General features: G+C 72.2%; 19 protein-coding genes and 2 pseudogenes. 9 read left to right on the forward strand and 12 right to left on the reverse strand.

Annotation, left to right across the window (positions count from 1 at the left end; translation table 11 throughout):
- The first annotated feature begins 126 nt into the window (after positions 1-126).
- The 7 genes from ET495_RS10515 (at position 127) to ET495_RS10540 (ending at position 5,536) form a co-directional block, all read left to right on the forward strand.
- Positions 127-1,155 (forward strand): glycosyltransferase, encoded by a 1,029-nt coding sequence (locus ET495_RS10515; RefSeq protein ID WP_129204773.1) that lies wholly within the window; start codon positions 127-129, stop codon positions 1,153-1,155.
- Complete coding sequence (locus ET495_RS10520; RefSeq protein ID WP_129204774.1) at positions 1,134-1,385, forward strand: glycosyltransferase; 252 nt, start codon at positions 1,134-1,136, stop codon at positions 1,383-1,385. The genes ET495_RS10515 and ET495_RS10520 overlap by 22 nt, the downstream gene beginning before the upstream one ends.
- Positions 1,382-2,935, forward strand: coding sequence for a glycosyltransferase (locus ET495_RS10525; protein WP_129204775.1), 1,554 nt, complete (start codon positions 1,382-1,384; stop codon positions 2,933-2,935). Before ET495_RS10520 ends, ET495_RS10525 begins: the two co-directional genes overlap by 4 nt.
- A complete protein-coding gene (locus tag ET495_RS10530) occupies positions 2,925-3,854 on the forward strand; it encodes an ABC transporter permease (protein WP_162616441.1) in 930 nt (309 codons plus the stop codon). The genes ET495_RS10525 and ET495_RS10530 overlap by 11 nt, the downstream gene beginning before the upstream one ends.
- Before the next feature lie 61 nt (positions 3,855-3,915).
- Positions 3,916-4,233, forward strand: coding sequence for an ATP-binding cassette domain-containing protein (locus tag ET495_RS18735; protein ID WP_245993022.1), 318 nt, complete (start codon positions 3,916-3,918; stop codon positions 4,231-4,233).
- Positions 4,194-4,757 (forward strand): ABC transporter ATP-binding protein, encoded by a 564-nt coding sequence (locus ET495_RS18740; protein ID WP_170220580.1) that lies wholly within the window; start codon positions 4,194-4,196, stop codon positions 4,755-4,757. Before ET495_RS18735 ends, ET495_RS18740 begins: the two co-directional genes overlap by 40 nt.
- The gene (locus tag ET495_RS10540; protein WP_129204777.1) at positions 4,754-5,536 is read left to right on the forward strand and encodes a DUF6270 domain-containing protein; all 783 of its coding nucleotides are present in this window, start codon (positions 4,754-4,756) and stop codon (positions 5,534-5,536) included. Before ET495_RS18740 ends, ET495_RS10540 begins: the two co-directional genes overlap by 4 nt.
- Before the next feature lie 157 nt (positions 5,537-5,693).
- Here the strand turns inward: ET495_RS10540 and ET495_RS10545 are convergent, their stop codons facing one another.
- The 5 genes from ET495_RS10545 to ET495_RS10565 all read right to left on the reverse strand — a co-directional run bounded on the left by ET495_RS10545 (position 5,694) and on the right by ET495_RS10565 (position 12,810).
- The gene (locus ET495_RS10545; RefSeq protein ID WP_129204778.1) at positions 5,694-7,355 is read right to left on the reverse strand and encodes a glycosyltransferase family protein; all 1,662 of its coding nucleotides are present in this window, start codon (positions 7,353-7,355) and stop codon (positions 5,694-5,696) included.
- A 122-nt stretch (positions 7,356-7,477) separates the two neighbouring features.
- On the reverse strand, positions 7,478-7,807 hold the full coding sequence (locus ET495_RS10550; protein WP_129204779.1) for a hypothetical protein: 330 nt from the start codon (positions 7,805-7,807) through the stop codon (positions 7,478-7,480).
- A complete protein-coding gene (wecC, locus tag ET495_RS10555; RefSeq protein WP_129204780.1) occupies positions 7,804-9,054 on the reverse strand; it encodes a UDP-N-acetyl-D-mannosamine dehydrogenase in 1,251 nt (416 codons plus the stop codon). The genes ET495_RS10550 and wecC overlap by 4 nt, the downstream gene beginning before the upstream one ends.
- A gap of 11 nt (positions 9,055-9,065) precedes the next feature.
- On the reverse strand, positions 9,066-10,946 hold the full coding sequence (locus ET495_RS10560) for a glycosyltransferase family protein (protein ID WP_245993023.1): 1,881 nt from the start codon (positions 10,944-10,946) through the stop codon (positions 9,066-9,068).
- Positions 10,947-11,259: 313 nt separating this feature from the next.
- Positions 11,260-12,810, reverse strand: a complete 1,551-nt coding sequence (locus ET495_RS10565; RefSeq protein ID WP_245993024.1) for a heavy metal translocating P-type ATPase — start codon at positions 12,808-12,810, stop codon at positions 11,260-11,262.
- A gap of 876 nt (positions 12,811-13,686) precedes the next feature.
- On the opposite strand from ET495_RS10565, the gene ET495_RS10570 reads away from it, so the two are divergent.
- Positions 13,687-14,259, forward strand: coding sequence for an arsenate reductase/protein-tyrosine-phosphatase family protein (locus ET495_RS10570; RefSeq protein ID WP_129204781.1), 573 nt, complete (start codon positions 13,687-13,689; stop codon positions 14,257-14,259).
- 82 nt (positions 14,260-14,341) lie between these two features.
- Here ET495_RS10570 and ET495_RS10575 read toward each other — a convergent pair whose 3' ends face one another.
- The 5 genes and pseudogenes from ET495_RS10575 to ET495_RS19720 form a co-directional block, all read right to left on the reverse strand.
- Positions 14,342-15,796: an NCS2 family permease gene (locus ET495_RS10575; RefSeq protein ID WP_129204782.1), complete on the reverse strand. Its 1,455-nt coding sequence runs from the start codon at positions 15,794-15,796 to the stop codon at positions 14,342-14,344.
- 100 nt (positions 15,797-15,896) lie between these two features.
- Complete coding sequence (locus ET495_RS10580) at positions 15,897-17,393, reverse strand: sugar transferase (protein ID WP_129204783.1); 1,497 nt, start codon at positions 17,391-17,393, stop codon at positions 15,897-15,899.
- Between the two features lie 299 nt (positions 17,394-17,692).
- Positions 17,693-17,881: pseudogene (locus ET495_RS18745) on the reverse strand (IS630 family transposase); the annotation flags it as partial.
- A 452-nt stretch (positions 17,882-18,333) separates the two neighbouring features.
- On the reverse strand, positions 18,334-18,642 hold the full coding sequence (locus tag ET495_RS10590; protein WP_129204784.1) for a hypothetical protein: 309 nt from the start codon (positions 18,640-18,642) through the stop codon (positions 18,334-18,336).
- 12 nt (positions 18,643-18,654) lie between these two features.
- Positions 18,655-18,834: pseudogene (locus tag ET495_RS19720) on the reverse strand (DUF2599 domain-containing protein); the annotation flags it as partial.
- 1,128 nt (positions 18,835-19,962) lie between these two features.
- Between ET495_RS19720 and ET495_RS10600 the strand changes: the two are divergent.
- Positions 19,963-20,199, forward strand: a complete 237-nt coding sequence (locus tag ET495_RS10600; RefSeq protein WP_129204785.1) for a DUF2530 domain-containing protein — start codon at positions 19,963-19,965, stop codon at positions 20,197-20,199.
- A 124-nt stretch (positions 20,200-20,323) separates the two neighbouring features.
- Here the strand turns inward: ET495_RS10600 and ET495_RS10605 are convergent, their stop codons facing one another.
- A complete protein-coding gene (locus tag ET495_RS10605) occupies positions 20,324-23,605 on the reverse strand; it encodes a sacsin N-terminal ATP-binding-like domain-containing protein (protein WP_129204786.1) in 3,282 nt (1,093 codons plus the stop codon).
- A complete protein-coding gene (locus ET495_RS10610; protein ID WP_129204787.1) occupies positions 23,602-24,492 on the reverse strand; it encodes a DUF3027 domain-containing protein in 891 nt (296 codons plus the stop codon). The genes ET495_RS10605 and ET495_RS10610 overlap by 4 nt, the downstream gene beginning before the upstream one ends.
- Positions 24,493-24,494 lie beyond the last annotated feature (2 nt).

The raw sequence follows: 24,494 nt of genomic DNA on the forward strand, positions 1-24,494 counted from the left end.
TCGCACAGGCGCCGGAAACCCGAATGAGCACCGCACCCGCCGTCGCGGAAAACCGATTGAACCAGGAGAATTGCGGAGTCCTTTATGGCAGCGAGCACATCCAGGCCCCCCACGGGGTGCATCCGCGTGCTTCTGGTCACCCACCATTTCGCGCCCGAGGGTGGCGCGCCGGCACGCCGGTGGGAGTCGCTCATCGAACGGCTCACCGCGTTCGGCTTCGAGTTCGCCGTGCTCGCCCCGCCCCCGCACGACGCCACGGGCCGGGTCACCGACCCCCGGCCCGAGTACCGCCGTGGCCACGCCTCCCGCGGCCCGTGCGGTGAGCTGATCCTGCGGACCGGCTACCGCAGGCACTCGGCATCCCTTCCCTCGCGCACGCACGACCAGGTCGTCGCGGCGCTCTCGTCCGTGGCGATCGGCGTGCGGCGGTTCCACCGCCGGGACGCACGCCCGCACGTCGTGATCGGCACCGTGCCGGGCATCCCCAGCATGTTCGCCGGGTGGGCGCTCGCGCGGATCCTGGGCGCCCGGTTCGTCATCGAGATGCGCGATGCCTGGCCGGACCTGATCGACTCCAGCGGCATGCTCGGTACGACGTCGCGGCTGGGCGTGCGCCGTCGTCTGCGGGTGCTGGTCACGCACGTGGCCCACCGCACGATCTCGCGGCTGCAGACGCACGCCGACCTCGTGGTGACGACGACGGAGACGTTCGCCGCGGTGCTGCGAGACCGGGGCCAGGAGGCCGTCACGGTCGTGCGCAACGGCACGAGGCCGCCGGCGGTGCTCACGCTCGACCCCGACGCACCGCCGCGCGGCCGGCCCGGGGTCGACCGGCCGCTGCGAGCGCTGTACCTCGGCACGGTGGGGCGTGCGCAATGCCTCGACACCGTGGTCCAGGCGGCGCGCCTCGTGGCCGATCGGGGCTACCGGCTCGAGGTCCGGATCGTCGGCCGCGGCGCGCACGCCGCCCGTGTCCACCGCCTCGCGCGGCAGCTGGGTGCGCCCGTGACCGTCGAGCCGCCCGTGCCCCACCATCAGGCGATCGAGCTCTACCGCTGGGCCGACACCGCGATCGTCGCGTTGCACGGCTGGGGCCGTTCGAGTGGACCATCCCGTCGAAGGTGTACGAGGTCATGGCGCGCGGCACCACGGTGACCGCAGCGCTGGCCGGTGAGGCGGCCGACCTGGTGCGGACCACGGGTGCGGGCGTCGTCGTGCCCCCCGACGACCCCCGGGCGATGGCCGACCTGTGGTCGCGGTGGTGCGAGGACGGCGCCGTGCCGCCCGCCTCGCGCAGCGCCGCGCACTGGGTCATGGTCCACGCCACCTGGGACGTGCTCGCACGGCAGTTCTCGCGGGCGCTCGACGACCTGGTCGCCGCATGACGGCCCGGTTCTCCAGGGTGACCGAGCTCGCGAGCAACGCCCGCTTCGCGGCCTCGTTCGCGCTCCGCGCGCTCGCCGAGGACCCGGCGCGGCTCGCACGGCTGGCCGGCCGTCGAGCCGGGATCGCGCTGCGTGCCCATCGTCGGGCGCGCCGCGCCGCTGCCGCCGTTCCCGCCGCAACCGTGCCGCCCCCATCCGCTGCGCCGGCTCCGCGGGCTGCACCCGTGGCCACGTCGCCCGGGCAGGACGCGGGGGTCCGGGTGCTCCACCACCTGACCAACTCCTTGCCCCACACCCTGTCGGGCTACACGCTGCGCTCCCACGCGATCCTGCGCGCCCAGCGTGAGGCGGGCATCGTCGCCCACGCCACGACTCGCGCCGGCTACCCCCTGTCGATCGGTGCCCTGGCCGCCCGCCACACCGACGTCGTCGACGGCATCGCGTACGAGCGCCTCATCCCGCGTGCCGTCCGGCGCGGCCCGGCGCGGAGCCTCACCGAGGCGATCGACCTGCTCGCCGACGTCGCCACGCGCGAGCGCGCCCAGGTGATCCACGCGACCACCCCGGCAACCACCGGCGAGGTGGCGCGCGGAGCGGCCAAGACGCTGGGCGTGCCGTGGGTCTACGAGGTGCGCGGGCTGCCCGAGGAGACGTGGGCGGCGTCCCACGCGACGCTCGCCGGGCGCGAGGCCGCGGCGGCCTCGGACCGGTTCCGCGAGATGCGCGACCGCGAGACCTCCCTCGCGCTGGCCGCCGACGCCGTCGTGACGCTCAGCAACACGATGCGCGACGAGCTGGTCGGCCGGGGCGTGCCTGCCGCACGCATCAGCGTCGTGCCCAATGCGGTGGCGGACTCGCTGTTGGAGGCCGAGCACCCGACGACGGCGCAGGCGCGCGCCGCGCTCGGCCTGCCCGCCGACGGGGTGCTGCTGGGCGCCGTCTCGAGCCTGGTGGGGTACGAGGGGCAGGACACGATCCTGCGGACGGTCGCCGAGCTGCGCGCGCGGGGGATCGAGGCACGGGCGCTGATCGTGGGCGACGGTGCGGCGCGGCGGTCGCTGGCCGCGTTCGCAGCCCACCTGAGGCTGGAGGTCGGTCGCCTCGCGATCCTGCCGGGGCGCGTGTCCCGAGCCGACGCGATCACCTACGTGGCGGCGCTCGACGTCGTGATGGTGCCGCGCCGGCCCGACCGGGTCACGCGGCTCGTGACGCCGCTCAAGCCGGTGGAGGCGATGGCGATCGGGCGCCCGGTGGTCGCCTCGGACCTTCCCGCGCTCGCGGAGGCGTGCGGCGGGGCCGGGGTGCTGGTACCGCCGGACGACGTCCTGGACTGGGCGGATGCGGCCGAACGGCTGGTGACGGACTCGGCGTTCCGGACCGGGCGGGTCGCGGCCGGGCATGAGGTCGCGCTGACCCGCACCTGGGGCCGGCTGACCGCCACCTACCGTGGCGTCTACGCGCAGGCAGCGAGCAGCCATGCGGAAGGCAGGCGAAACCGGCTGCCCCGCCCGTACGCCGGCAGACCGGCCAGTCACTCCGATGACGTCTAGCCACGAGCGCACCGCGAGCCCCGGGTCGGCGTCGACGGGCCAGCATTCCGCGGCCTTCGGCACGCGGGACCCGAAGGTGGAGGTCGTCAGCGCGAGCCGCCTGAGCCGCGTGGGCGCACGGCCCTCGCTCGGCAGATACCTCATGGAACTCTGGCGACGGCGGCACTTTCTGTGGGCGGAGGCGCGGGCAAAGGTCGGCGCGGGGAGCCGCGAGACCCGCCTGGGCCAGCTGTGGCTCGTCATGACGCCGATGCTCGACGGCCTGGTCTTCTATGTGATGTTCGGTCTGGTGCTCCGGGCCGGCCGCGGCGTCCCGAACTTCATCGGGTTCCTCCTGATCGGCGTGTTCTTGTTCGGGTTCGCGAGCCGATGCATCACCGCCGGGTCCAACGCCATCAACTCGGGGAAGAACCTCATCAAGGCGTTCCAGTTCCCACGAGCCTCGCTGCCCATCGCGGTGGTGCTGCGCGAGGTGCTCAACCTGGGGATCGTGCTCGCTGCGCTCGGTGTGCTCCTGCTCGCCTTTCCCCCGGCCGAGATCTGGTCGTGGCGCGTTGCTCTGGTGGTCCCCATCCTCGGCCTGCTCATCGCGTTCGTCACGGGAGTCGCCCTGTTCTTCGCGCGCATCTGTGCCGCAGTTCCCGACGTCAACCGCCTGATCTCCCTGGGCATGCGGTTGTTCATGTGGGGCTCGGGCGTGATGTTCCCCCTCGCGCGGTTCGAGAACCAGCCCGCCCTGCTCGCCGTCATCCGCGCCAACCCGCTGTTCATCGCGATCGACATGGCACGCTCAGTCATCCTCCACGGCCTCATGCCTGGCGGGGCGCAGTGGCTGGCGATGTCCGGCTGGGCCGTCGGGGCACTGGTGCTCGGTCTGATCTTCTTCTGGAAGGCCGAGGAGTCGTATGGCCGCGCCTAGTCCGTTCGCACCGGCCACCGTGGCAGTCCAGAACGTGCACGTGCGATACAAGGTTCCCTCGGTGGACGCCGCAGAGCGCCGCCGTGGGAGCCACGCGACTCGCCTGGTGCAACGCGTCCTCCAGCAGCAGCCGAAGGTCGTCGTGCGCGCCCTGAGCGGCATCTCGTTCGTCGCACGCTCGGGTGAGCAGATCGGCATCGTCGGCCAGAACGGCTCGGGAAAGAGCACGCTCCTGCGCATCATCGCCGGGCTCGAACGCCCCGCACGCGGGCAGGTGCTGGCCGCGTCCACGCCCGTGCTCGTCGGGGTCAACGCCGCCCTCGTCCCGGACCTGTCGGGGTGGAGAACGTGCACCTCGGCTGCCTCGCCATGGGCATGACGCCCGCCCAGGCCGCGAGCGCTGCACCAGACGTGATCGACCTGGCCCGGCTAGGCAAGTCGGTCTACCTGCCCATGAAGACGTACTCGTCCGGGATGGGGGCGCGGCTCCGGTTCGCGATCGCCACCGCGGCACGCCCCCGCATCCTGCTCATCGACGAGGCGCTCGCCACCGGTGACGCGGCGTTCAAGGAGCGCAGCGAGGCGCGTATGCAACGCATGCGAGCCGAGGCCGGCACCGTGTTCCTGGTGAGCCACGCCGCCCAGACCGTCGAGGAGACGTGCACGCGCGCGATCTGGCTCAACTACGGTCGCGTCGTCCTCGACGGCCCCGCCGACGACGTCGCCCTCCGGTACCGCAAGTGGGCCTGGGCGATCGCCAAGGACAAACCCGACGACGCCCGGCACATCATCAGGGCAGCGTTCGCGCAGAGACAAGAGACCTTGGTGCGGGTCAACGTGCCGGTCGACGCTCGCGCGTTTCCGCCTCGCCACGCACGAGGGGCAGGGACGCGAGCCTCGTGACCGGCGATCCTCACGCCCCGGGCATCGGGGTCTTCATCTGGGGTTCCTGCGTGTCCCGGGACACCTACAGCCGGATGACCCCTGGCACGTACCGGCTCCTTGCCTATGTCGCTCGCCAGTCGGCGATCAGCGCAGCCACGCCGCCGGTCACGGGCGTCGCACCGCCCCGCCTGGACTCCGCGTTCCAGGAACGCATGGTCCGCGGCGACTTCGAGTCGAACCTGCTCCCCATGATCAAGGCGGCCGCCACGAGCATCGACGTTCTCCTCGTGGACCTCACGGACGAACGCCTGGGCGTGCTCACGGTCCCGGACGGCACCGCCATCACCCGCTCGAACGAACTCATCGCCTCCGGGGCCGACAGGTCTCTCCGGGAGGAATACGCGCACCGCACATTCGGGAGCGATGCCCACTTCGAGACGTGGCTCGACGCGGTCGACGCCGTCGGGCGTTCCATCCGTGCCGCGGCACCCGGCCTGCGCATCGTCCTCCTCGACATCGCGTGGGCGAGACACTTCGAGAACGGAGAACCGACACCGGCGAGCTATGGTCTGTCCGCGGCCGCCGGCAACGGCCTCATGCGGCGGTATGTGGACGCGGCCGCCGCCGCGCTCCGGGCGCACGTCGTGTCCTTGCCGGAGTCGGCGGTCACCGCCGACGCGGCGCACGTCTGGGGTGAGGCGCCGTTCCACTACACCAGCGCTACCTATGCGAAGGCGGTCACCGCCATCGAGCGCATCCTGAACACTGCGCCTCAACCTCCTCGGCCTGAAGGCTGAGGAGGGTGTCACTCTCCATCAGATCCGAGGCTGAGAACCAGGCGGGATCAGCGCCGTGATATCGGCTGGATCGACACTTCAGCAGACCCGCTCGCAGGCAGGCGAGCCTTCAATGGTCGAGTTCAATGCGTCCCGGCGACACGCTGTTGATCCGCGCTCAGACGCACACGTGTTCAAAGGGCGCCCCCGAGACGACGTATCGCCCGGCGGAGAAGAGTTCGTCGTCGGATACGCGCCAGGTGTGACTCTCGGGGTCTGCGACGCGCCTGATCACGAAGTTGAACCGGTCCGCACCGTAGATTCTCCCGCCGCCGGCCCGCACCTTCGCAAGGAATGTCGAGTCCTCGGAACAAGCGAGTGCCTCGAACCCCACCTCGGCGAAGAGGTCCCGCTTCCCTGTCAGAGTCGCACCGCGCACGAAGTCCGTGTACCGGTTGGCATGGCTTTCGTAGCTGAGCACGGTCGCGTCCTTGCTCTCGAAGTAGATGTAGGACGCGGCCTTGCCCACGATATCCGCCTCGGAATAGTAGGAGGCGTTCAGGAGGTCCCGAAGGTAGTTCGGGCCGTAGAAGTCGTCATCGTCCATCTTCGACACCATGTCGCCCGAAGAGGCCCGCACCAGCTCGTTGAGATTCTCCCCGAGGGTTGCGCCCGCATCCGCCTCGAGCAACGTCAGCTCGTCAATTCCGAGGTCCCGCGCGATCGCTCTCACCTCTTGGCCGTCCACCGAGAACCCATGGCACAGGAGAACGAGCTCCGGCGACACGCCAACCTGCCGGCCCACGTTCTCCAGCACGGAGGTCACGTTCTCCGGCCGCACCGTCGACACGATGACGGACGTCGACGGCCGCGTGTACGGGTCGGGCATCCGGACGGCGTCGAGGACCGCACCCACGCGGTCCGTGTACGTGTGGGCCTCCCAGATCCGCCGCTGCGCGCGGTGCACCTGGCGCTCGCGGTACTCCTCGGATCGCAGCAGCGTCCTGAGCGCGGTCGTCGCTTCGGCCTCGTTCGAGACCACCGGAATCTCGCCCTCCGGGAAGAACCCGTCGACGGCGGGGCTCGGCGGAGTGAGCACCGACGCGCCGCAGGCGCTCACCTCGAAGATCCGCCGTGCACACATGCTCGCCGAATCGACCACGGAGTTGACGTTCAGGAACACGCGGTACCGGTGGTATGCGTGGAGCATCTGTGGGTACGTCAGGGATCCGCGCACGTGCTCGGCGTAGCGGCTCGGGAACTGATAGTCCTGGTTCGTGCTCTCTGCATGACGCGAGAAGATGTCGAACGTGTGCCTGCGTGCAGCCGGGAGAAGGTAGTCCAGCTGTTCGCGGCGCTCCGGGTACTTGTGGCGGAAGTACATGCCGCCGAACGCGACCTCTCGGTCGCGCGGCGCGCCCTGCGGGCGGGTCGGGTTGTGATATCGCGCCTGAGCAGCAAAGGGCAGGACGCCGACGCGGTCGTGCCCGAGCCGCCGCTTGTATTCCGCGACGCAGTTGACATCCGTCGTCAAGACGAGATCGAAGAGAGCCGCGGTGGCGAGGAAGTCAGAGAAGTGGGGCGGGTCCTCCTTGTTCCAGAAGACCGTGGGAATGCGGCGCTCTCGACACTCCGCGACCAGTCCGACGAGCGCCGGCCGCGGAGCAGTCGGCCCGACGACGTGGTGGAGCCACGCGCCGTCGTTCCCGTTCCAGGCGGACTCGACGAACAGGAGGTCCGGCATCTCGGCGTCGAGCACCCGCATCCAGTCGTCCGGCGCGACGGGGACCTGAACCCACTCGGGGGCAAACGCGAGCATCGAGAACTCGTCGAGAATCACGGCCGCCTTGAGGTGCGGGCGGCGCGGCGGCCCTGGCGTCGGGCTGAGCTCGGGCAATGCCTCGCGGCGCTCGATGGGCGCCCGTCGTCCCGCCGTCGGGACGGACCCCGCGACACCCGGCCTCACGAGCGGGAACGTCCCCCTCTCGAGCCCGTCTCGGATGGCCCGGACGTGGGGGCGGAGCGTCCCGCCGACCCGGCGATGTCGGCGATCGTTCGCGTGTCGCGGCGCTGGCGCGCCACCATCTCCTGGAGAACCACGTGGTTCCGCGCGAGAGCGTCCGTGATTCTCGAGAACGCCATCCCACCGCCGACGACGAACGCGGCGATGACGACGGCGAGCACGACTCCTCTCCACCAGACGCTCGTGAACGCGACCCCTGAGATGCTCCCGAGGGCCACGCCCACGGCCTGGTGCAGGCGCGTCCGCGTCAAGGATGCTGCACGGCTCACCTCTTCGACACCAGGCCCCGCGTGTCGACGAACTTTGCGGAGTTCTCCCGGATCTGGTCCGCCTCGATCCGGAACGCGGTGTGGTCGACGAGGACCACCGTCGCGTCGGATGCGGCGAGCGCGGTATCGAGGCTCACCAGCTCGATGTTGTGGCTGTCGGAAAGCTCGGTCGGCAGTGCATCGATATGGGGCTCCACCGCGAGGATTCTCCCGGAGGCGTACTCGCCCGACAGGGTCTTCGCGATCCTGAGTGCGGGAGACTCGCGCAGGTCGTCGATGTCCGGCTTGAACGCGATTCCGAGCAGCGCCACCGTCGGCGCTTCGGAGTCTTGCAGCATCTCGTGGACCTGGTCGATCACCCAGCCGGGCTTGGCGTCGTTGACCTCACGGGCGGTGCGAATCAGCCGGGACGCCTCCGGTTCGGCATCCACGATGAACCAGGGGTCGACGGCGATGCAGTGCCCGCCGACGCCGGGGCCAGGCTGCAGGATGTTGACCCGTGGGTGGTGGTTGGCGAGACTGATCAGCTCCCAGATGTCGATGCCGAGGTTCTTCGCGATGATCGACAGCTCGTTCGCGAACGCGATGTTGACGTCGCGGTACGAGTTCTCGACAAGTTTCGCCATCTCGGCCGTGACGGCGTTGGTGAGCAGGATCTGCCCCTCGCAGAAGACGGCGTAGAGCTCCTGGGCCCGCAGGGCCGCCTCGTGCGTCAGCCCGCCCACGATCCTGTCGTTCGTCACGAGTTCATGCATGACACGACCGGGAAGGACCCGCTCCGGACAGTGAGCCACGTGAATCCGCGGCCCGGTCCTGCCGTCATAGCCCAGATCGGGCCGCACCTCGGTGATCCAGCGCGCCATCTGCTCCGTCGCTCCCGGCGGCGACGTCGATTCGAGGATGACCAGGGCGTCGTCCCTCAGGTGCGGTGCGAGCGCCCTCGCCGCCGACTCGATGTACGAGAGGTCCGGCTCGTGGTTGCCCTTGAACGGCGTCGGCACCGCGACGATGAAGGCGTCTGCGGGCTCCGGCTCGGTCGTCGCACGCAGCGTTCCGCGCTCGATGGCCGCGGCCACGTACGTCGACAGATCGGGCTCGACGAACGGCACGACCCCGCGGTTCACTGCATCGACCGTGCGCGGGTCGACATCGACTCCGATCACATCTATGCCATTCGATGCGAGGATGGCGGCCGTCGGGAGGCCTATGTAGCCCAGGCCGACGACGACAACAGAACTGATTCCCATGGTTCTCCGACCTATGCCAACACGTGCGCGTTCCCGCGCCCGTAGAACTGGACGTCACCGCTCGCAAGCAGTTCGGTCTCTGTGATGTCCCAGGCGTGCGCGTCGCTGCGTCGCACCTGGATGAATCCGAAGCGGTCGGCCGAGTAGATCGTCCCGTCCGCCTCGACGACTCCCCGAAGGAACTCGGAGTCCTCGCCGCGACTCACCGCGGCGAACGGGACCTTCCGAGCGATCTGACGGCACGCCACGATCGTGGGTCCCATCACGAATTCGGTGAAGCGGTGCTCCCTCTCCGCGAAGCGCAGCACGGTCGCATCGGCGCCGGAGAGGTACATGTAGTGCGCCTGCTTTCCTACGACGTCCGCGCCCGAGTACGTCAGTGCGTCGAGCTGGTCGCTCAGGTAGTGGGCGCCGTACACGTCGTCGTCGTCGATCTTGGCCACGACCTCACCGTCGGCCACCCCGACCAGCCGGTTGAGGCACGCCCCCAGGGGCACGTCGGCGTCGGCATGGAGCAGCACCAGGTTCTCGACGCCCACGTCCCTGGCCAGGACGCGCAGCTCCCGTGCGTCGATCTCGAACCCGTGCGTCAGCAGCGCCACCTGCAGGTCGACGTCGCGCTGCCCGCCCAGCGTGCCCAGCACATGCTCGAGCCGATGAGGGCGGTTCGTGGAGACGAGCGCCGTGACCGTGGGCCGCGGCCGCACGGCCGAGCTCGCCAGCCCGACGTCGTGCAGCACCGACTGCGCGCGCAAGCCGTAGGTGTGCTCGCGCCAGATGCGGCGCTGGGCCCGGTGGACGGCGCGGTCACGCAGCTCGGGCGATCGCACCAGGGCGCGCAGCAACGCGGTCGCCTGCGTGCGGTCCGTCGCGACGAACACCTCGTCCGGCGCGAAGAACCCGCCAACGGCGGCCGACGGCGTCGTCACCACCGGGGTTCCGCAGGCGGTGATCTCGAAGATCCGCCGCGCACACATCGACGGCGAGTCGACCACCGAGTTCACGTTGAGGAACACCTTGTACTCGCGGTAGGCGGTGAGCATGCGGGGGTAGTCGAGCGATCCGACCACCCGCTCGGCGAAGGGCGGCGGGAACTCGTAGTTCGGGTCCTCACCCTGGAAGCGGGAGAAGATCTCCAGCCCCGTCTCCATCCGCGCCGACGCGTCCACCGCCGCGCCCAGCAGCATCTCCATCTGCTCGCGTCGCTCGGGGAACTTCTGCGCGAAGTACGTGCCGGCGAAGGCGATGTCGCGTCTCGGCCCCTGCCCGTGCGTCCGGATCGGGTTGTGGATGGCCGGCTGCACGGCGAACGTCAGGACGCCGACGCGATCGTGACCCAACGCCTCGGCGTAGGCGGGAACCCGCGCGGCGTCCGTCGTGTAGACGCGGTCGAAGAGCCTGGCGGTCTCGAGGAAGTCCTCGAAATGCGCGGGGTCCTCCTTGTTCCAGAAGACCGTCGGAATCCCGGCCGCACGCGCGGCCGCCAGCATGTCGACGACGGCGGGACGCGGCGCCGTCGGACCGGTGAGGTGGAACTGCCACGCACCCTCGTTCCCGTTCCAGGCGGACTCGACGAAGACGAGGTCGAGCCCGGCCTCGAGATCGGTGCGCCACGACGTGGGGTGCAACGGCACCTGCCGCCATTCCGGGGCGAACGCGAGACGCGAGAAGTCGTCGAGGATCACGCCGACGCGCACGTCACGGGCAGGCTTGCGCTCGGGAACACGCCACGGATCGAACGCCAGTCCCTGCCTGGTGACCCTTGCGCCACGGCCCACGGGACCGGTCGCGGCAAGCCTGCGCCGGTGCGTCGCGAGTTGGCTGAGTCCCCCGCGGCGCAGGTGCCACAGCCCCGTCCGCAGGGCGCGCAGACCGCGGGCTCCTGAACTCACGCCCGGAATCGTAGAAACGTTCCGCCGGGTCTACTTCCGATCATTGGCCACGGGAGAGCGGATATCAGACCGCGGCCCCATGAAGTCCGAGCACAGGGCGTTTTTCGCGGTCGGAAAGAATGCGGCGGGGGCACCGGCGGGCGCACGCCGTCTCGCGCCATCGCTGGCGCGAGACGGCCTTGCGGCACCACCGTCGGAAATCACAGGCACGAGTGAAGACGAATGACGCGCGCAAAGGCCCCGGTGCGTGAACGTTTCGCGATGGGCCGGCGGCTGGAACGCCGAGCGCGTCTGACGGTGCCCGGGACCGGCCCTACCCGAGCACTCCCGCCGGCGCCTGCGAGACGCTCACGGCACCCGGCTCGCGCGCCGTCCTGCCCGCGCCGCGCCCCCATCGCCCGAGCCCGCCGCCGTCGGCCGGTCGCCGCCCCGAGCCCATCGCCCGCAGCGCCCACAGGATCGCGACGACGTCGACAACCTCCTGAAGCCACGCCCCCACGACGGCCGGCAGCGCCCCCGTGGTGGCGAACAGCATGAGCCCCACGCTCACGGCGATGCCGATCCAGATGCTCTGGAGCGCCACGTTCACGGTGTGCCGCCCGATCTCCAGGGTCTCGGCGACGCGCCCGAGCTCGTCGGGCAGGATGACGACGTCGGCCGACTCGCTCGCCGCGGTCGAGCCGCGCGCGGCCATCGCGATGCCGACATCGGCCGCGGCGAGCACCGGGGCGTCGTTCACGCCGTCGCCCACCATGACGACGGGCCGATCCGGCAGCCCGCGCACGGCCTCCACCTTGTCGGCAGGCAGGCACCCGGCGCGCACGTCGTCGATGCCCAGGCGCCCGGCGACGTGGCGGGCGGTGGCCTCCTCGTCGCCCGTGAGCATGACGATGCGGCCGATGCCGCGTGACCGCAGGGTGGCCACGGTGGCCGCGGCGTCGTCGCGCACCTCGTCGCGCAGCACAAGACACCCGGCGTAGGCGCCGTCGACGGCCACGTGGACGGCGAGCTCGCCGGGGGCGAGGTCGGCGGCGGCGACCTCCTCCCCCACGACCGCAGCCACGAACGCGCGCTTGCCGACCACGACGTGCGCGCCCTCGACGGTCGCGGTCACGCCGCCCGCGGTGGTCTCGGCCACGTCGAACGGGGCGGGAAGCGCGAGGCCACGCGCGGTCGCGGCGTCGACGACCGCCTCGGCGAGCACGTGGGCCGACGCCTGCTCGGCGGCGGCGGCCAGCCGCAGGACGACGTCGGCGTCATGCCCGGCGGCGGCGTGGACGCCGGTGAGGGCGGGCGTGCCGCGCGTGAGCGTGCCGGTCTTGTCGAACGCGAAGGTCGCGGCGCGGTGCAGCTTCTCGAGCGTGGCGCTCGAACGGATGACCGCACCTCGACGGGCGGCGCGGCTCATGCCGGCCATGAACGCGACGGGCGCGCCGATGATGAGCGGGCACGGCGTCGCGACGACGAGCACCTGCGCGAACCGGACCGGGTCGCCCGACGCCCACCATGCGATGCCCGCGATCGCGAGCGCCACGGCCGTGAACGGCAGCGCGTACCGGTCGGCCAGGCGCACCATGGGTGCGCGGCTCGCGGCGGCCTCCTCGACGAGCGCGACGATGCGCTGGTACTGGGAGTCCTCGGCGCGCTGGGCGACCTCGATCGTCACGGCGGCCGCGCCGTTGATCGCGCCCGAGTACACGGTGTCGCCCGCGACGCGCTCCTGCGGCAGCGACTCTCCCGTGAGCGACGAGTCGTCGAACACGCCGGCGTCGGAGACGAGCACGCCGTCGAACGGCACGATCTCGTGCGCGCGCACCAGCACGCGCTCGCCGATCTCGACGTCGGCGACGGGCACGTCGCCCACGCCGCCGTCGGGCGCCAGCCGGTGCGCGACGCGGGGGCGTTGGAGGCGAGCGCGGTCAGGTCGCGGCGAGCCCGCCCGGCCGCGAACTCCTCGAGCGCCTCGCCACCCGTGAGCATGAGCACGATGACGATCGCCGCCCATGTCTCCCCCACCGCGACCGTCGAGACGATGGCGGTGACGGCGAGGATGTCGACGCCGAACGTCCCTGCGCGCAGCTCGCGCACCATCGCGACGGCGGCGCGCAGCGCCATCGCGCCCGCGAAGGCGCCCAGCAGCCACGGCACGGCCGCCGGGCGGGCGGCGCAGAGCACGCCCGCGGCAGCGATCACAGCGAGGGTCGCGGCCAGGAACGGATAGCTGCGCACGGCGAGAAGAATGCGGGGCACACTCGATGGTCACCCGCGATTCGGTATTTCTCAAGCAAGCAGAGCCTCACCATATCCGGCATTTTCACCTGCGAGAAAGGGAAGCCTTACCGAATAGTGATCACCGAACGAGCCGATGCGCACGCGAGTTTCCCTGCCCTGGCGCATGCCCGTGACCTGAGCGATGGCGACACCCCGAGATACCACTGGTGAAATCGGCGGGCGCCGCCTCGCCATTCTCGACGCCGCCGGCGTGCCGTGCGGGTTCGACGTCGACGGGTTCTGCGCCCCTGTGCGATCCCGCGCCCGGCGAGCGCGAGGTCCTCGCTCCTGCAACGATCGGGCTCATCGGCGGCGGCACCTGCCGACCCGTCGGCGGAGCGGCTCACGTCCTGGCCTCCGTGCGACACCTCGACGCTGCGGTCGCGGTGCCGCCGTATCGTGAGTCGCCGACCGGCCCAGGGTCCGGTCACGGTGGCCGCGCGGGTGCCGGCGCCGTCCGGCCCGCCTGATGGGGGTTCCTGTGTACTGCGTGCTGTGCGTCTGCACCGGCAACATCTGCCGGTCCCCCGCCGCCGAGCTGCTGCTGTCGGCGGCGCTGGACGCGTCCGTCCAGGTGACCTCCGCCGGGACGTCGGGGCTGCCCGGGGCGCCGGTGAGCCCGCCGATGGCGGCGCTGCTCGCCCGCGACGGCATCGCCTCCGACGGCTTCGCGTCCCGCGCGCTCACGGCAGCCGACGTCCGCTCCGCCGACCTCGTGCTCACGCTCACCGCCGCGCACCGTGCCCTCGTGCTCGACCTCGAGCCGCTCGCCCTGCGGCGCACGTTCGCGCTGGGCGAGCTCGCCCAGCTCGCCTCCGCGGTCACCCCCGCGGAGGTCTCCGGCGACGACGACGCGGCACGCCTCGCCCGCGTGGCCCAGGCCGCGGTCAAGCGGCGGCACCACTTCGCGGGGGCGCGCCCGCAGGACGACGTCGTCGACCCCTACCGGAGGGGCGACGCCGCGTACGCGCAGTCCTATGCACAGCTCAAGGAGCACGTGCAGCGGATCGTGGGGGCGCTGCGGGCCTCCGGCACGAGCTGACGCACGGCACCTCGGCACATCCCGAAAGCGCGGCGGCGGCCCGCCCCCAGAGGGGCGGGCCGCCGCCGTTCGAGCGAGCGCGTCAGAACCCGACCCAGCTCCGCAGCGGCCCCTGCAGGAAGTACAGGACGAACAGCACCGCCGCCCCGTACAGGAACGGGTGCACCGCCTTCGCCTTGCCGACCGCCAGCTTGATGACCACGTACGTGATGATGCCCGCACCGATGCCCGCGGTGATCGAGTACGTGAACGGCATGAGCACGATGGTGAGGAACGCGGGCAGCGCGACCTCGTAGTTCTTCCAGTCGATGCCGGTGACCTGCGTGAGCATGAGGAAACCGACGACGACGAGCGCCGGCGTCGCGGCCTCGTAAGGCACCATCTCGACGACGGGCGCGGCGAAGATCGCCAGCAGGAACGCGATGCCCGTCACCACGGACGCGAGGCCGGTGCGTGCGCCGTCGCCGACGCCTGCTGCCGACTCGATGTACGAGGTGTTGGACGACACCGAACCCACGCCACCGGCGGCTGCCGCCACGGAGTCGACGATGAGGATCTGCCGGGTCTTGGGCGGGTTGCCCTCCTCGTCGAGCAGACCGGCCTCGCCGCCGACGGCCACCATGGTGCCCATCGTGTCGAAGAAGTCGGCCAGCATGAGCGTGAACACCAGCAGGATGACGGCAATGACGCCGATGTTGCGGAACGAGCCGAGCAGCGAGAAGTTGCCGAGGATGCCGAAGCTGGGCAGGCCCCAGGAGTCGGTGAGCTGCGGCACGTTGAGCTTCCAGCCGGCCGGGTTGTCGACCTGCGACCCGAGCGAGCCGATGGCCTCGACGATGATCGCCAGCACGGTGCCGGCGACGATCGCGATGAGGATCGCGCCGCGCACCTTCTTGAGCATGAGGATGATCGCGGTGAACAGGCCGACGACGAACACGAGGATCGGCCACGAGCTCAGCGACCCGCCGATGCCCAGCTCGACCGGCGTGGCGAGCGAGGCGGGGATGCGCACGAACCCGGCGTCGACGAACCCGATGAACGCGATGAACAGGCCGATGCCCACAGAGATCGCGACCTTGATCTCGTGCGGCACCGCCTTGAACACCGCCTCCCGGAACCCGGTGAGCACCAGGACCAGGATGATCAGGCCTTCGAGCACGATGATGCCCATGGCGTCGGCCCAGGTCATGCCCGGGATGGTGGCGATCGAGTAGGCGACGACGGCGTTGAGGCCGAGACCTGCGGCGAGCGCGAGCGGGAAGTTCGCGAAGACGCCCATGAGGATCGTCATGACGCCCGCGACGAGCGCGGTGACCGCGGCGATCTGCGCGGTGTCACCCCCGGCGAGCAGCTGCCCGGAGCCGTCGGGCACGTTGCCGAGGATGATCGGGTTGAGCACGATGATGTACGCCATCGTGAAGAAGGTGACCAGGCCGCCGCGGATCTCTGTCCCGACGGTCGAGCCACGCTCGGTGATCTTGAAGAAGCGATCGATCGCGCCCAGCTCCTTGGCCGGCGCGGTGGTCGTGTTGGCCATGCGCGTATCGTGCCAGGGCCGTGAAGGCAATGTGAATCTGCGGGCGCCGTGGCGCGCTGCGCAGCCGTCGCGGTCGTTCGGACGACGATGCCCGGAGGCGTCAGTACGCGCCGTCTCCGGCGAGCACCGCCTTGGCCGTGCGGGCGAGAATCATCAGGTCTCCGAAGATCGTCCAGTTCTCGGCGTAGTACACGTCGAGCCGCACGCACTCCTCCCACGGCAGGTCGGAGCGCCCGCCCACCTGCCACAGCCCGGTGAGCCCCGGCTTGACCAGCAGCCGACGGCGCATGCGCGCCTCGTACCGGGAGACCTCCGCGGGCAGCGGCGGGCGCGGGCCGACCAGGCTCATGTTGCCCGACAGCACGTTGAGCAGCTGCGGCAGCTCGTCGAGCGAGTAGCGGCGCAGCACCTTGCCGACCTTCGTCACGCGCGGGTCGTCCCGCTGCTTGAACAGCGGGCCTGCGCCGTCGTTGCCGCCGTCGGACGCGACGTCGTCGACCATCGCCTCCGCGCCGACGCACATGCTGCGGAACTTGAGCATCTTGAAGGTGCGGCCGCCGCGTCCGACACGGTCCTGCCGGAAGAAGACCGGGCCGGGGCTGGTCGCCTTGACGGCGACCGCGATGGCGAGCAGCGCCGGGGAGGCCAGGAGGGTGAGCATCGCGGCCCCCACCCAGTCGGTCACCGCCTTGAGCAGGAACTTCGGCCCCGCGAACCGGGGGGCGTCGACGTGCAGCAGGCTCACGCCGGCCGCCGGGGTCACCATGATGCGCGGCCCGGCGACGTCGGCGAGCTCGGCCGTGAGCATGAGGTCCACGCCCACGGGCTCGAGCTCCCAGCCGAGGCGGCGCACGACGTCCGCGGTGATCGCGTCGGACCCGCTGACGGCGACACAGTCCGCGCCCACCTGGGCGGCGATCGTCCCGGCCGTCCTGAGGTCGCCCAGCACCGGGACGCCTTCGATCGTCTCGCCCGCACGGGCGGTGCCGACCGGGATGCACACGCCCACGACGCGGTAGCCCGACGTGGGTCGTCCGTTCATCTCCCGGATGAGCCGCTCGGCCTGATCGCGCAGACCGATGGCCAGCACGGCCGTCGTCATCTCCCGCTGCTCGCGGTGCCGGTGCAGCCAGCCACGCCACAGGTAGCGGGCGGCCAGCAGGCCCACCAGGCCCACCGGCAGCGCCACCACGAGGTAGGTACGCGCGGCGTCGGCCTTGACGAGGAACGCCGCGACGGCCACGAGGCTGAACAGCTTCCACGACGCGTCGAACACGCGGTGGAACTCCAGCGGGCCAGAGCCGAACGTGCGCGGGTCGTACGACTTGTCCACCCCGAGGGCGCCCAGCCACAGGACGGCGAGCACCAGCGAGGCCCCCGCCTGCTCCGCCGCACCAGGCACGCTCGCCTCGTTCGACCGCACCCAGGCCGCCAGTGCGACGGCCGCCGCGACGACGACCGTGTCCGTGAGCGCCAGGCGGCGACGGTACGCCGCGTGCCAGGGGCTGCGGCCGAAGGCGGCTCGGGTCATCTGGAGCCCGCGTGCGCGCAGCGCGGCTCGCGGACTGGCGAGGTGGCTCTGGGTCGCAGTGCTCACGGAGTGTGTCCTTGTGTGCGAGGGAGTTGGTGGGAGGGACGTTCCCGACTCTAGGAGCGCCCGGCTCGCACGGTCAGGCCCTCGGGTGCCTTTCACCCCGCCCCTCACCCGCAGTTCACCCGTGCGGCATGACGGGTGAGGTGCCGGATCGCGCGATCACCTCACCGCGGCCCGGTGGCTGCTCCACGAGTACCGGCCGACCCCACGGCCCGTCTGCCGAGACATTCGTCGAAGGAGACGACACCGATGACGAGTGACACCCTCGTTCGCCCCTGCTCGACAGGTACCTCGTGCACGCCCTAGCGTCCTGAGTCAGGAATTCTGTTCAGATATGTGGCGAGGCGTTCGAGGATCTCGTCGGCGGTCTTGGTCCAGACGTAGGGGCGTGGGTCGGTGTTCCAGTTCGCGATCCAGTCGCGGATGTCCTTCTCGAGCGCGGTCACGGACTTGTGCGCGCCGCGGCGGATCTTCTTGTCGGTCAGTTCCGACACCACCGAGTGACCGCCGACCGGATGGGCCGTGCCGAGCAGCCCGGCCCATCCGGTGTGGCCCGGGTCGAGCCCGCGGCCCATCGAGGGCCGGGGCTCGAGCGACGGGGCACCGCCCCCTCGCCTGCCCACCCAAGGTCGCGGTCTCGAGCAACGCGGGCTGATCGGCCACCTGCGGTCTCGCAGTAGCGGGGAGAAATCCGACGGTTTCTGGGTGACGTCTGAGGACGCGGTCGCCGGTGGCCTGGCGTCGTCGTCGTTGCTGCGTCCGGGTGTTCGGTGGGGTTCCCTCAACGAACATGGGCCAAGGTCCCGAAGTGCGAACGACCGCACCGCGCGTGTCGTCGGTCAGGGCAGGACTGACCACTGGGATCCCTCCGCGCGGGCGTCGACTCGACAGACTCTCGCCGTTCGTGCCGACGCCCACGCGGTTGGATGTTTCACCGCGGCATCTATGACACGACGAGGAAGGTGATGCCGACGAGTGCAAGCGGGGCCACGAGGCCGGCAAGCAACCCCCACGCCCACGTGCGGCCACGACGGCCCTGGGCGACCAGAACCCCTGCCGTGGCAAGAAGTCCGATGGCCAGTACCGCCCATGGGACCGCGAACTGCCACCCGGGGAGCTCGCCTGCCGCCGCATCTGCGCGATATCCCGTGCTGATGAGCAGCACCACGCCAACGATGATCACCACCACGGGCACCACGCTGGCAATCGTGCCGACGCCACGGCGGCGGCCGGAGAACGCTGTTGAGGTCATGTCATCTCTCCGTCAGTTGCATGCGTGGGCGACAATCTGAGCGTACGAGCCTCGCTTGATCCAGGTGTCGAGGTTCCAGGTGGACTTCAACGGCGCGAACTGAGCGTGGCATCCAAGCTGCCACAGCATATTCGTCGTCTCGTACTTGGTCGCGACCTTCGATTGGTACTCGCTCTTGTAGGACCCCACGGCGAAAGCGTTGTTGCCGTTCGCGCGACCCCACCCGGTGGGCGTGACGCTAACGGTCGTGCCGCGGGGTCACGGTTGACCAGCGCGATCTTGCTGAACAGAGCCTTGCCGAAGTACGGATCCGCCACTACGGGGAAGGCGGCGACGTCGGAAAGGTCCACGTCCTGGACGAGCGCGGAGCCCTCAACCCGAAATGACGTCGGGACGTCGTCGCCGTTCGCGTCCGCTGCCCAGGGGGCGGCGACTCCGGCGATCCACCCTCCGTCCGGGTTGGTGAAGTTGATTGATCCGTCGGGGCTCGTCACCGCGATGGTGTCGGCAGGCAGCCCGAGGTCGTAGGTGAAAGAGGTGGGCCCGGATGCGTCAGGGATGATTGTCTGGATGCGCACCGATGCCTCGTCGATGACCTGTACCGCGACGTCCGCGCCGCGGTCGACTGCCTCGTAGACGAGGGTTCCGTCGCTGGCGACTTGCGCTGGGGCGACGGCGACCTCGTCGGGCAGTGAGACCTTCAGCGGCGTGTCGGGCGTCGCAGCCGACTCGATCAGGATCGGCTCATCAGGGTCCAGCGAAACCGTGGCTGTCCCGCGCGGGGACGCGAGCGCGACTTCTCCGGCCACAACCGGCAGGGCAGCGACTGTGCCCTGGTCGGGCGCGACCTGTGCAATCAGGTCAGCCGTCGACTCGATCTCGTTCTCATCCGCGGCTGATGCCGGTGCCGCAAGGCCAAGTAGCCCGAGAGTGGCTGCGGCCGCGATTAGCGGTCTGGTGGCGTGTTTCCCCATCACAGTCCCATCTGAACGAGGGACGCCCTTCGTGGGCGTCCGGGGCTGGAACGATGCGGCACCAGCGTGACGTGGCGCCATCCAAGGGCACAAAATTGCGCGAAGTGGTCATCGGAAGAGAACGTCGAACCCTCACCGTGGGTCCATGCCCGCGAACGGACGAACGCCGACAGACGCTGCTCGTCGCCGAAGTCGATCGGCCGCCCGGGCCGTTTGCGGCGGTGAGCGATCTGGTCGTCACGCTCCGAGATCGTTGCCACGATCCCGCGCTCGCGCAGCCACGCCCTGTTCGCTCGGGACGGCCGACCCTGACCAGGACGCCAGTCCGCGCGATTACACTCACCGGGTGCCCTCGCTCGTCCGGCTCCTGACCCACCCTGAGACGCGTCGTCCCGGTCCCCCGCCGGTGTCGGTCGACCTGCGCAAGGTGGTGCTCTGGGGCATGGCGGCCTGGGGGGTCGCACTCGTCGTCACGGGGATCCTCGCGCTCACGGGGACGCTCCGGTGGACGGCCGCCGCCGTCTGCGCCTCAGGCCTGGCCCTGGGCGGACTCGGCCTGCTGTGGGAGCGCCGGCACCGCTGACGGTTCCCTGCGGCGGCTCGCGCCGCCTTGCCCGGCAGCCGGAGCGCACGGCCGCCGTCACGCACGGCCCCGGCCCGCACGCCGACGTCGGGCACGAGCGCACCTGCGAGAAGCCGTGCCTGCCTCAGCGGCTCCACGCCTGGGCGGTCCACACCGCGGTCGCGGTGTGCGGGGCGGCCAGGGCGGCCGCGAGGGGTGCGGCCAGGTGCGGGCCGCCGAGCAGGTCGGCCAGGGCGCGTGCCAGGCCCGCCTCGTCGGTGGCGTGCGCGATGCCGTCCGCCACCCAGTACCCGACGCCGACGCCACCCACCTCGAGTCGTTCGTGGCGCCGCCACCGCGTGGGCAGGCGCGCGTCGAGCGCGACGACACGCGGGTCGAGGGGCACGTCCGTCCCCGCGGGGTCGTCGGGTCGCACGTCGTGCGCGACGGGCAGGTCGAGCAGGTCCGCGAGGGCCGCCTCGGCCCCGGCGGGCGCGGGGACCACCGGCCCGAGCTGGGCCCAGCGCATCCCGGGGGCCACGACGACGTCGTCCGCGTCGGCGACCTCGACGGCCTCGCCACGCACGGCGGGCAGGCGGTCGGGCAGCGCGGTCAGCGCCGTCGTGCGCGCGGCCGGGTCGAGATGGCGGGCGAGCTCCGTCAGGCCGTGCCAGACGGCGAGCGCGTCCCGCAGCGGCAGCGGCGACCCGGCGTCGGGGAGCGCGTCGAGCACGGCGGGCCAGTCGGCGGGGCCGGGCTCGTCGAGCGACCCGACGCCGCCGAGCGCCCGCAGCATGCCCTCGTCGAGACCGCGGGCGGCGTCCGGGACGGGCGGCAGGAGCGGGACGCCGTCGTGCAGCGCGAACGGCGCGCCCAGGTGCCGGCGCAGCCACCACGCCGTGTACGACGGCGCGGGCGCGGCACCGCGGCGCGCACCGGTGCCCGGTCGTGGCGCGGCGACCAGGGCGCGGCGCAGGCTGGGGTCGGCGGCGATGCGGGCGAGCGCGCCGGGCCACGCGTCGTCGGCGACGGCGTCGAGATCGGCGACGGCGTCGAGCTCGTCGAGGAGCACGTCCGGCCCCCAGCGTTCTGCAAGGTCGGCGAGGTAGTCGGACCATCCGGCGAGCCACCCGGCGGGATCGTCCTCGCCGGCCTGCCCCGGCTGGTCGCCGGGCCCGGGGGTGAGGGCGTCCCGCACCGTGTACACGTCGAGCCCGGCATGCGCTCCGGCGGCGTGCAGCGCCGCGGCGCCGAACGCCTCGACCTCGCGCTGGTCGACGACGGCGAGCGCGTCGAGGTGCCGCGCGGCCCACGACCCGGGCAACGCGGTCTCCCGCAGGGCGGCCACCTCGCCGTCCTCGACCCGCACGGGCATCTCCCCCACCCAGAACGGCACCCGCGCGGACGCGGGCCGGGCGTCCGCGAGATCGTCGGCGGGCTCGGCACTCTCGGTACCGCCGGCACCGTCGGCACCGTCGGCACCGTCGCCCCGGCCACCCGCGGTGCGCTCGACCGCTCCCACGAGTCCCACGAGTCCCACGAGCGCGAGCACCGCACCGACGACGGCGCCCGGCCCGGCGTCGCCCGCTCCGCAGTCGGCGTCCGCCGCGTCGTCGCCCTCACCGAGGTCACGCCCGCCCAGGCCCCCCTCGCCCGGCCCGCGACCGCGCGCGCCCTCGCCCTCCGCGACCGGGCCGCCGAACCCCTCACCCTCGAGCACGTCCTCGGCCGCCGCGAGCGCCACCGACCGCACCGCAGGGTCCGCGAGGATCGCGCGCGGGTCGAACGGCGCCGCCCCGACCCGCTCGAGCACGGCGTGCGCGGCGTCCGGGTGCACGATCCGGACGCCGAGCGTCTCGGCCGCCCTCAGCGCCGGGGCGGGTCCGCGCGCGTGGCCGTCCGCGCCCGCCCGCGAGCGGGCGCCGTCGGCGGCACCGCTCGCGGCCCCGGCACCGGCCGGGGGCAGCACCAGGCCACGCACGCCGTGCGCGACGCGCCCGTCCGCGAGCGGCACGGGCACGCCCGCGAGCGCCTCGCGCACCGCGGCGTCGCCGGCGTGCGGGGCGAGCGCGGCGTAGACGGCCCGCCATCGCCCGGGCGGCGACGTCGTCGGGAGGTCGTCGAGCAGGTCGGCCAGGGGAACGACGCGTGCGCCGAGGCGCCGCGCCGTCGTGTGGAACCGTGCCGCGAGGGGCACGGTGCCGAGCGCGGCCGCGACGGCGGCGTCCTCGCCCGGCGGCCCCACGAGGAGCACGGCGTCCTGCGGTGCCACCCGGTCCCCGACCGCCGGGCCGGCGCCCGGCGGCGCGGCACGCAGCAGCGGTGTCGTGCGCAGGGCGTCGACGGCGGACTCCCGGATCGCGGCGTCGAGCTCGCCTGCCGGCAGGTCGCCGGGGACGAGCGCGAGGGCCCTGTCGCCGCGGTCGGCGGAGACCTCGGCGAGCAGTGCCGCGTATGCGCGCCCGGCCTCGGCGGCGAGGCGGTCGGCCGCGGGCCCGGGCAGCACACGGCGGCGCCCGGGGTCGACGGGGAACGTCGCGACGAGCAGGGCCGGGAAGGTGAGGGGCACGTCCGTCGGCGTGGGGGCGTGCAGCACGGGCCTGGCGGTGGCCGCACGGTCCGCCTCGCCGGTTCGCGGCAGCGCCCACACCAGCGACCACGCGGTGCGGCGCTGCTCGGACGGCAGGTCGGCGACGTCGGCGGGCGCCAGCTCGCCGACGGCGCGGCGGATCGTCCACCGGGAGGCGACGTCGTCGAGCACGCGCCGCCCGGCCCCGGTCTCGACCACGACCTGCGCGAGCGCGGGCAGGGCGAGCAGCAGGGCGTCGTCGACGGCGTCGAGCTGGGCGCGCACGGCGGCGACGGCGGTGCCGTCGCGCAATGCCAGCTCGACGACGGTCTCGCCCGGCGTCGCCGCGGCGGGGAAGGGCAGGCGCAGCGCGGCGACGTGACGGCTGGAACGCGGTCCCGCGCCGAGTCCGTGGCGTGCGAGCTCGGCGCGGGTCAGCGACTCGGCGAACCGGACCCCGCCTGTCGCGGACCTGATCGTGACGTCGTCGCTCACCGAGCGCACGGCGGCGAACCCGACCCCGAACCGGCCGACGTCGCCGGCGCCCTTCGACGACGCGCGCAGGGACGCGAGGGAGGCGACGCCGTCCGCGTCGAGCGGGGCGCCCACGTTGGTGACGGTCAGTCGCGGCGGGTCGGCGGACTCGTCGAGGCGGAACGTGACCCGGCCGGGGATGCCGGCGCGGGCGGCGGCGTCGGCGGCGTTCTGGGCCAGCTCGACGACGACGCGGTCGCGGTAGTAGCCGCGCGCGTGGTCCTCTTCGAGGTTCGCGTCCTCCCGCAGGCGGGTCGGTGACGCCCGCCACGCGTCGACGACGGCGGCGCGCAGCGCCTCGGTGCCGAACGGGTCGGCGGTCACTCCGCCTCGGGAGCCGTCTCGGGCAGGGAGAGGGCGGGGGGCGCGTCCGCGCCGGAGGCGTCGGCGCCTGCCGGGGGAAGCGTCTCGGCCGGCGCGGCCGGGGGGACCAGCTCCAGCGTCGTCTCGTCGATCAGCGGGTCGGCGGCGGGCCAGTCGGACGGGCCGGGCTCCACGTCGGTCTCCGAGTGGGCGCCGCAGCCGTGGTCGAGCGAGACGACCTTGCCGTCGTCGGGCGACCACGCGTTCGCGCACACCCCGAACAGCTGACCCAGCGAGCCGCTGAGCGGCACGAGGTAGCCGCACGACAGGCACTCCGCGGCCGATGCGACGGCGGTCGCGGACGTCGGGCCGCGCGATCCGCGGTACCAGCGCTGCGCGGTCTCCTCGCGCCCGAAGGGGGACAGCACGCGCTGGCGGGCCAGCGCGAGCTCCTCGATCGCGACCGCGTCGACCTCCGGGTCGCCCGTCGGCGTGTACCCCGGTTCGAGCCGCGGGTCGTCGGGCCTGAAGGGCAGCACGTCGCCAGGGCCGATGTCGCCCGGCCGCAGCCGTTCGGCCCAGGGCAGCCACTCGGGTGCGAGCAGCGCTTCGTCGCCCGGCAGCAGCTCGACCTCGCACACCGTGGCGTTGCGTCCGCGCGGCACGCGCGCGAGCGTCACGACCCAGGACCAGCCGTGGTAGCCCTTCATCGCCGCGGTGAAGCGGTGCGAGACCAGGCGTTCGCCGTCGACGACGGCACCGAGGTGCTCGCCGACGTCGGACGCCGACTCCGCGACCTCGACCGCGGCGGCGCGCGCGAGCTCGACGGCGCCGACCAGCACCACCTCCTTGGCGGGGCGGCCGGTCGTGCGACGGGGACGGGCCGGGGCGTCGGCGGCAGCAGTCACTG

Source organism: Xylanimonas allomyrinae, from assembly GCF_004135345.1.
Lineage (GTDB): Bacteria > Actinomycetota > Actinomycetes > Actinomycetales > Cellulomonadaceae > Xylanimonas > Xylanimonas allomyrinae.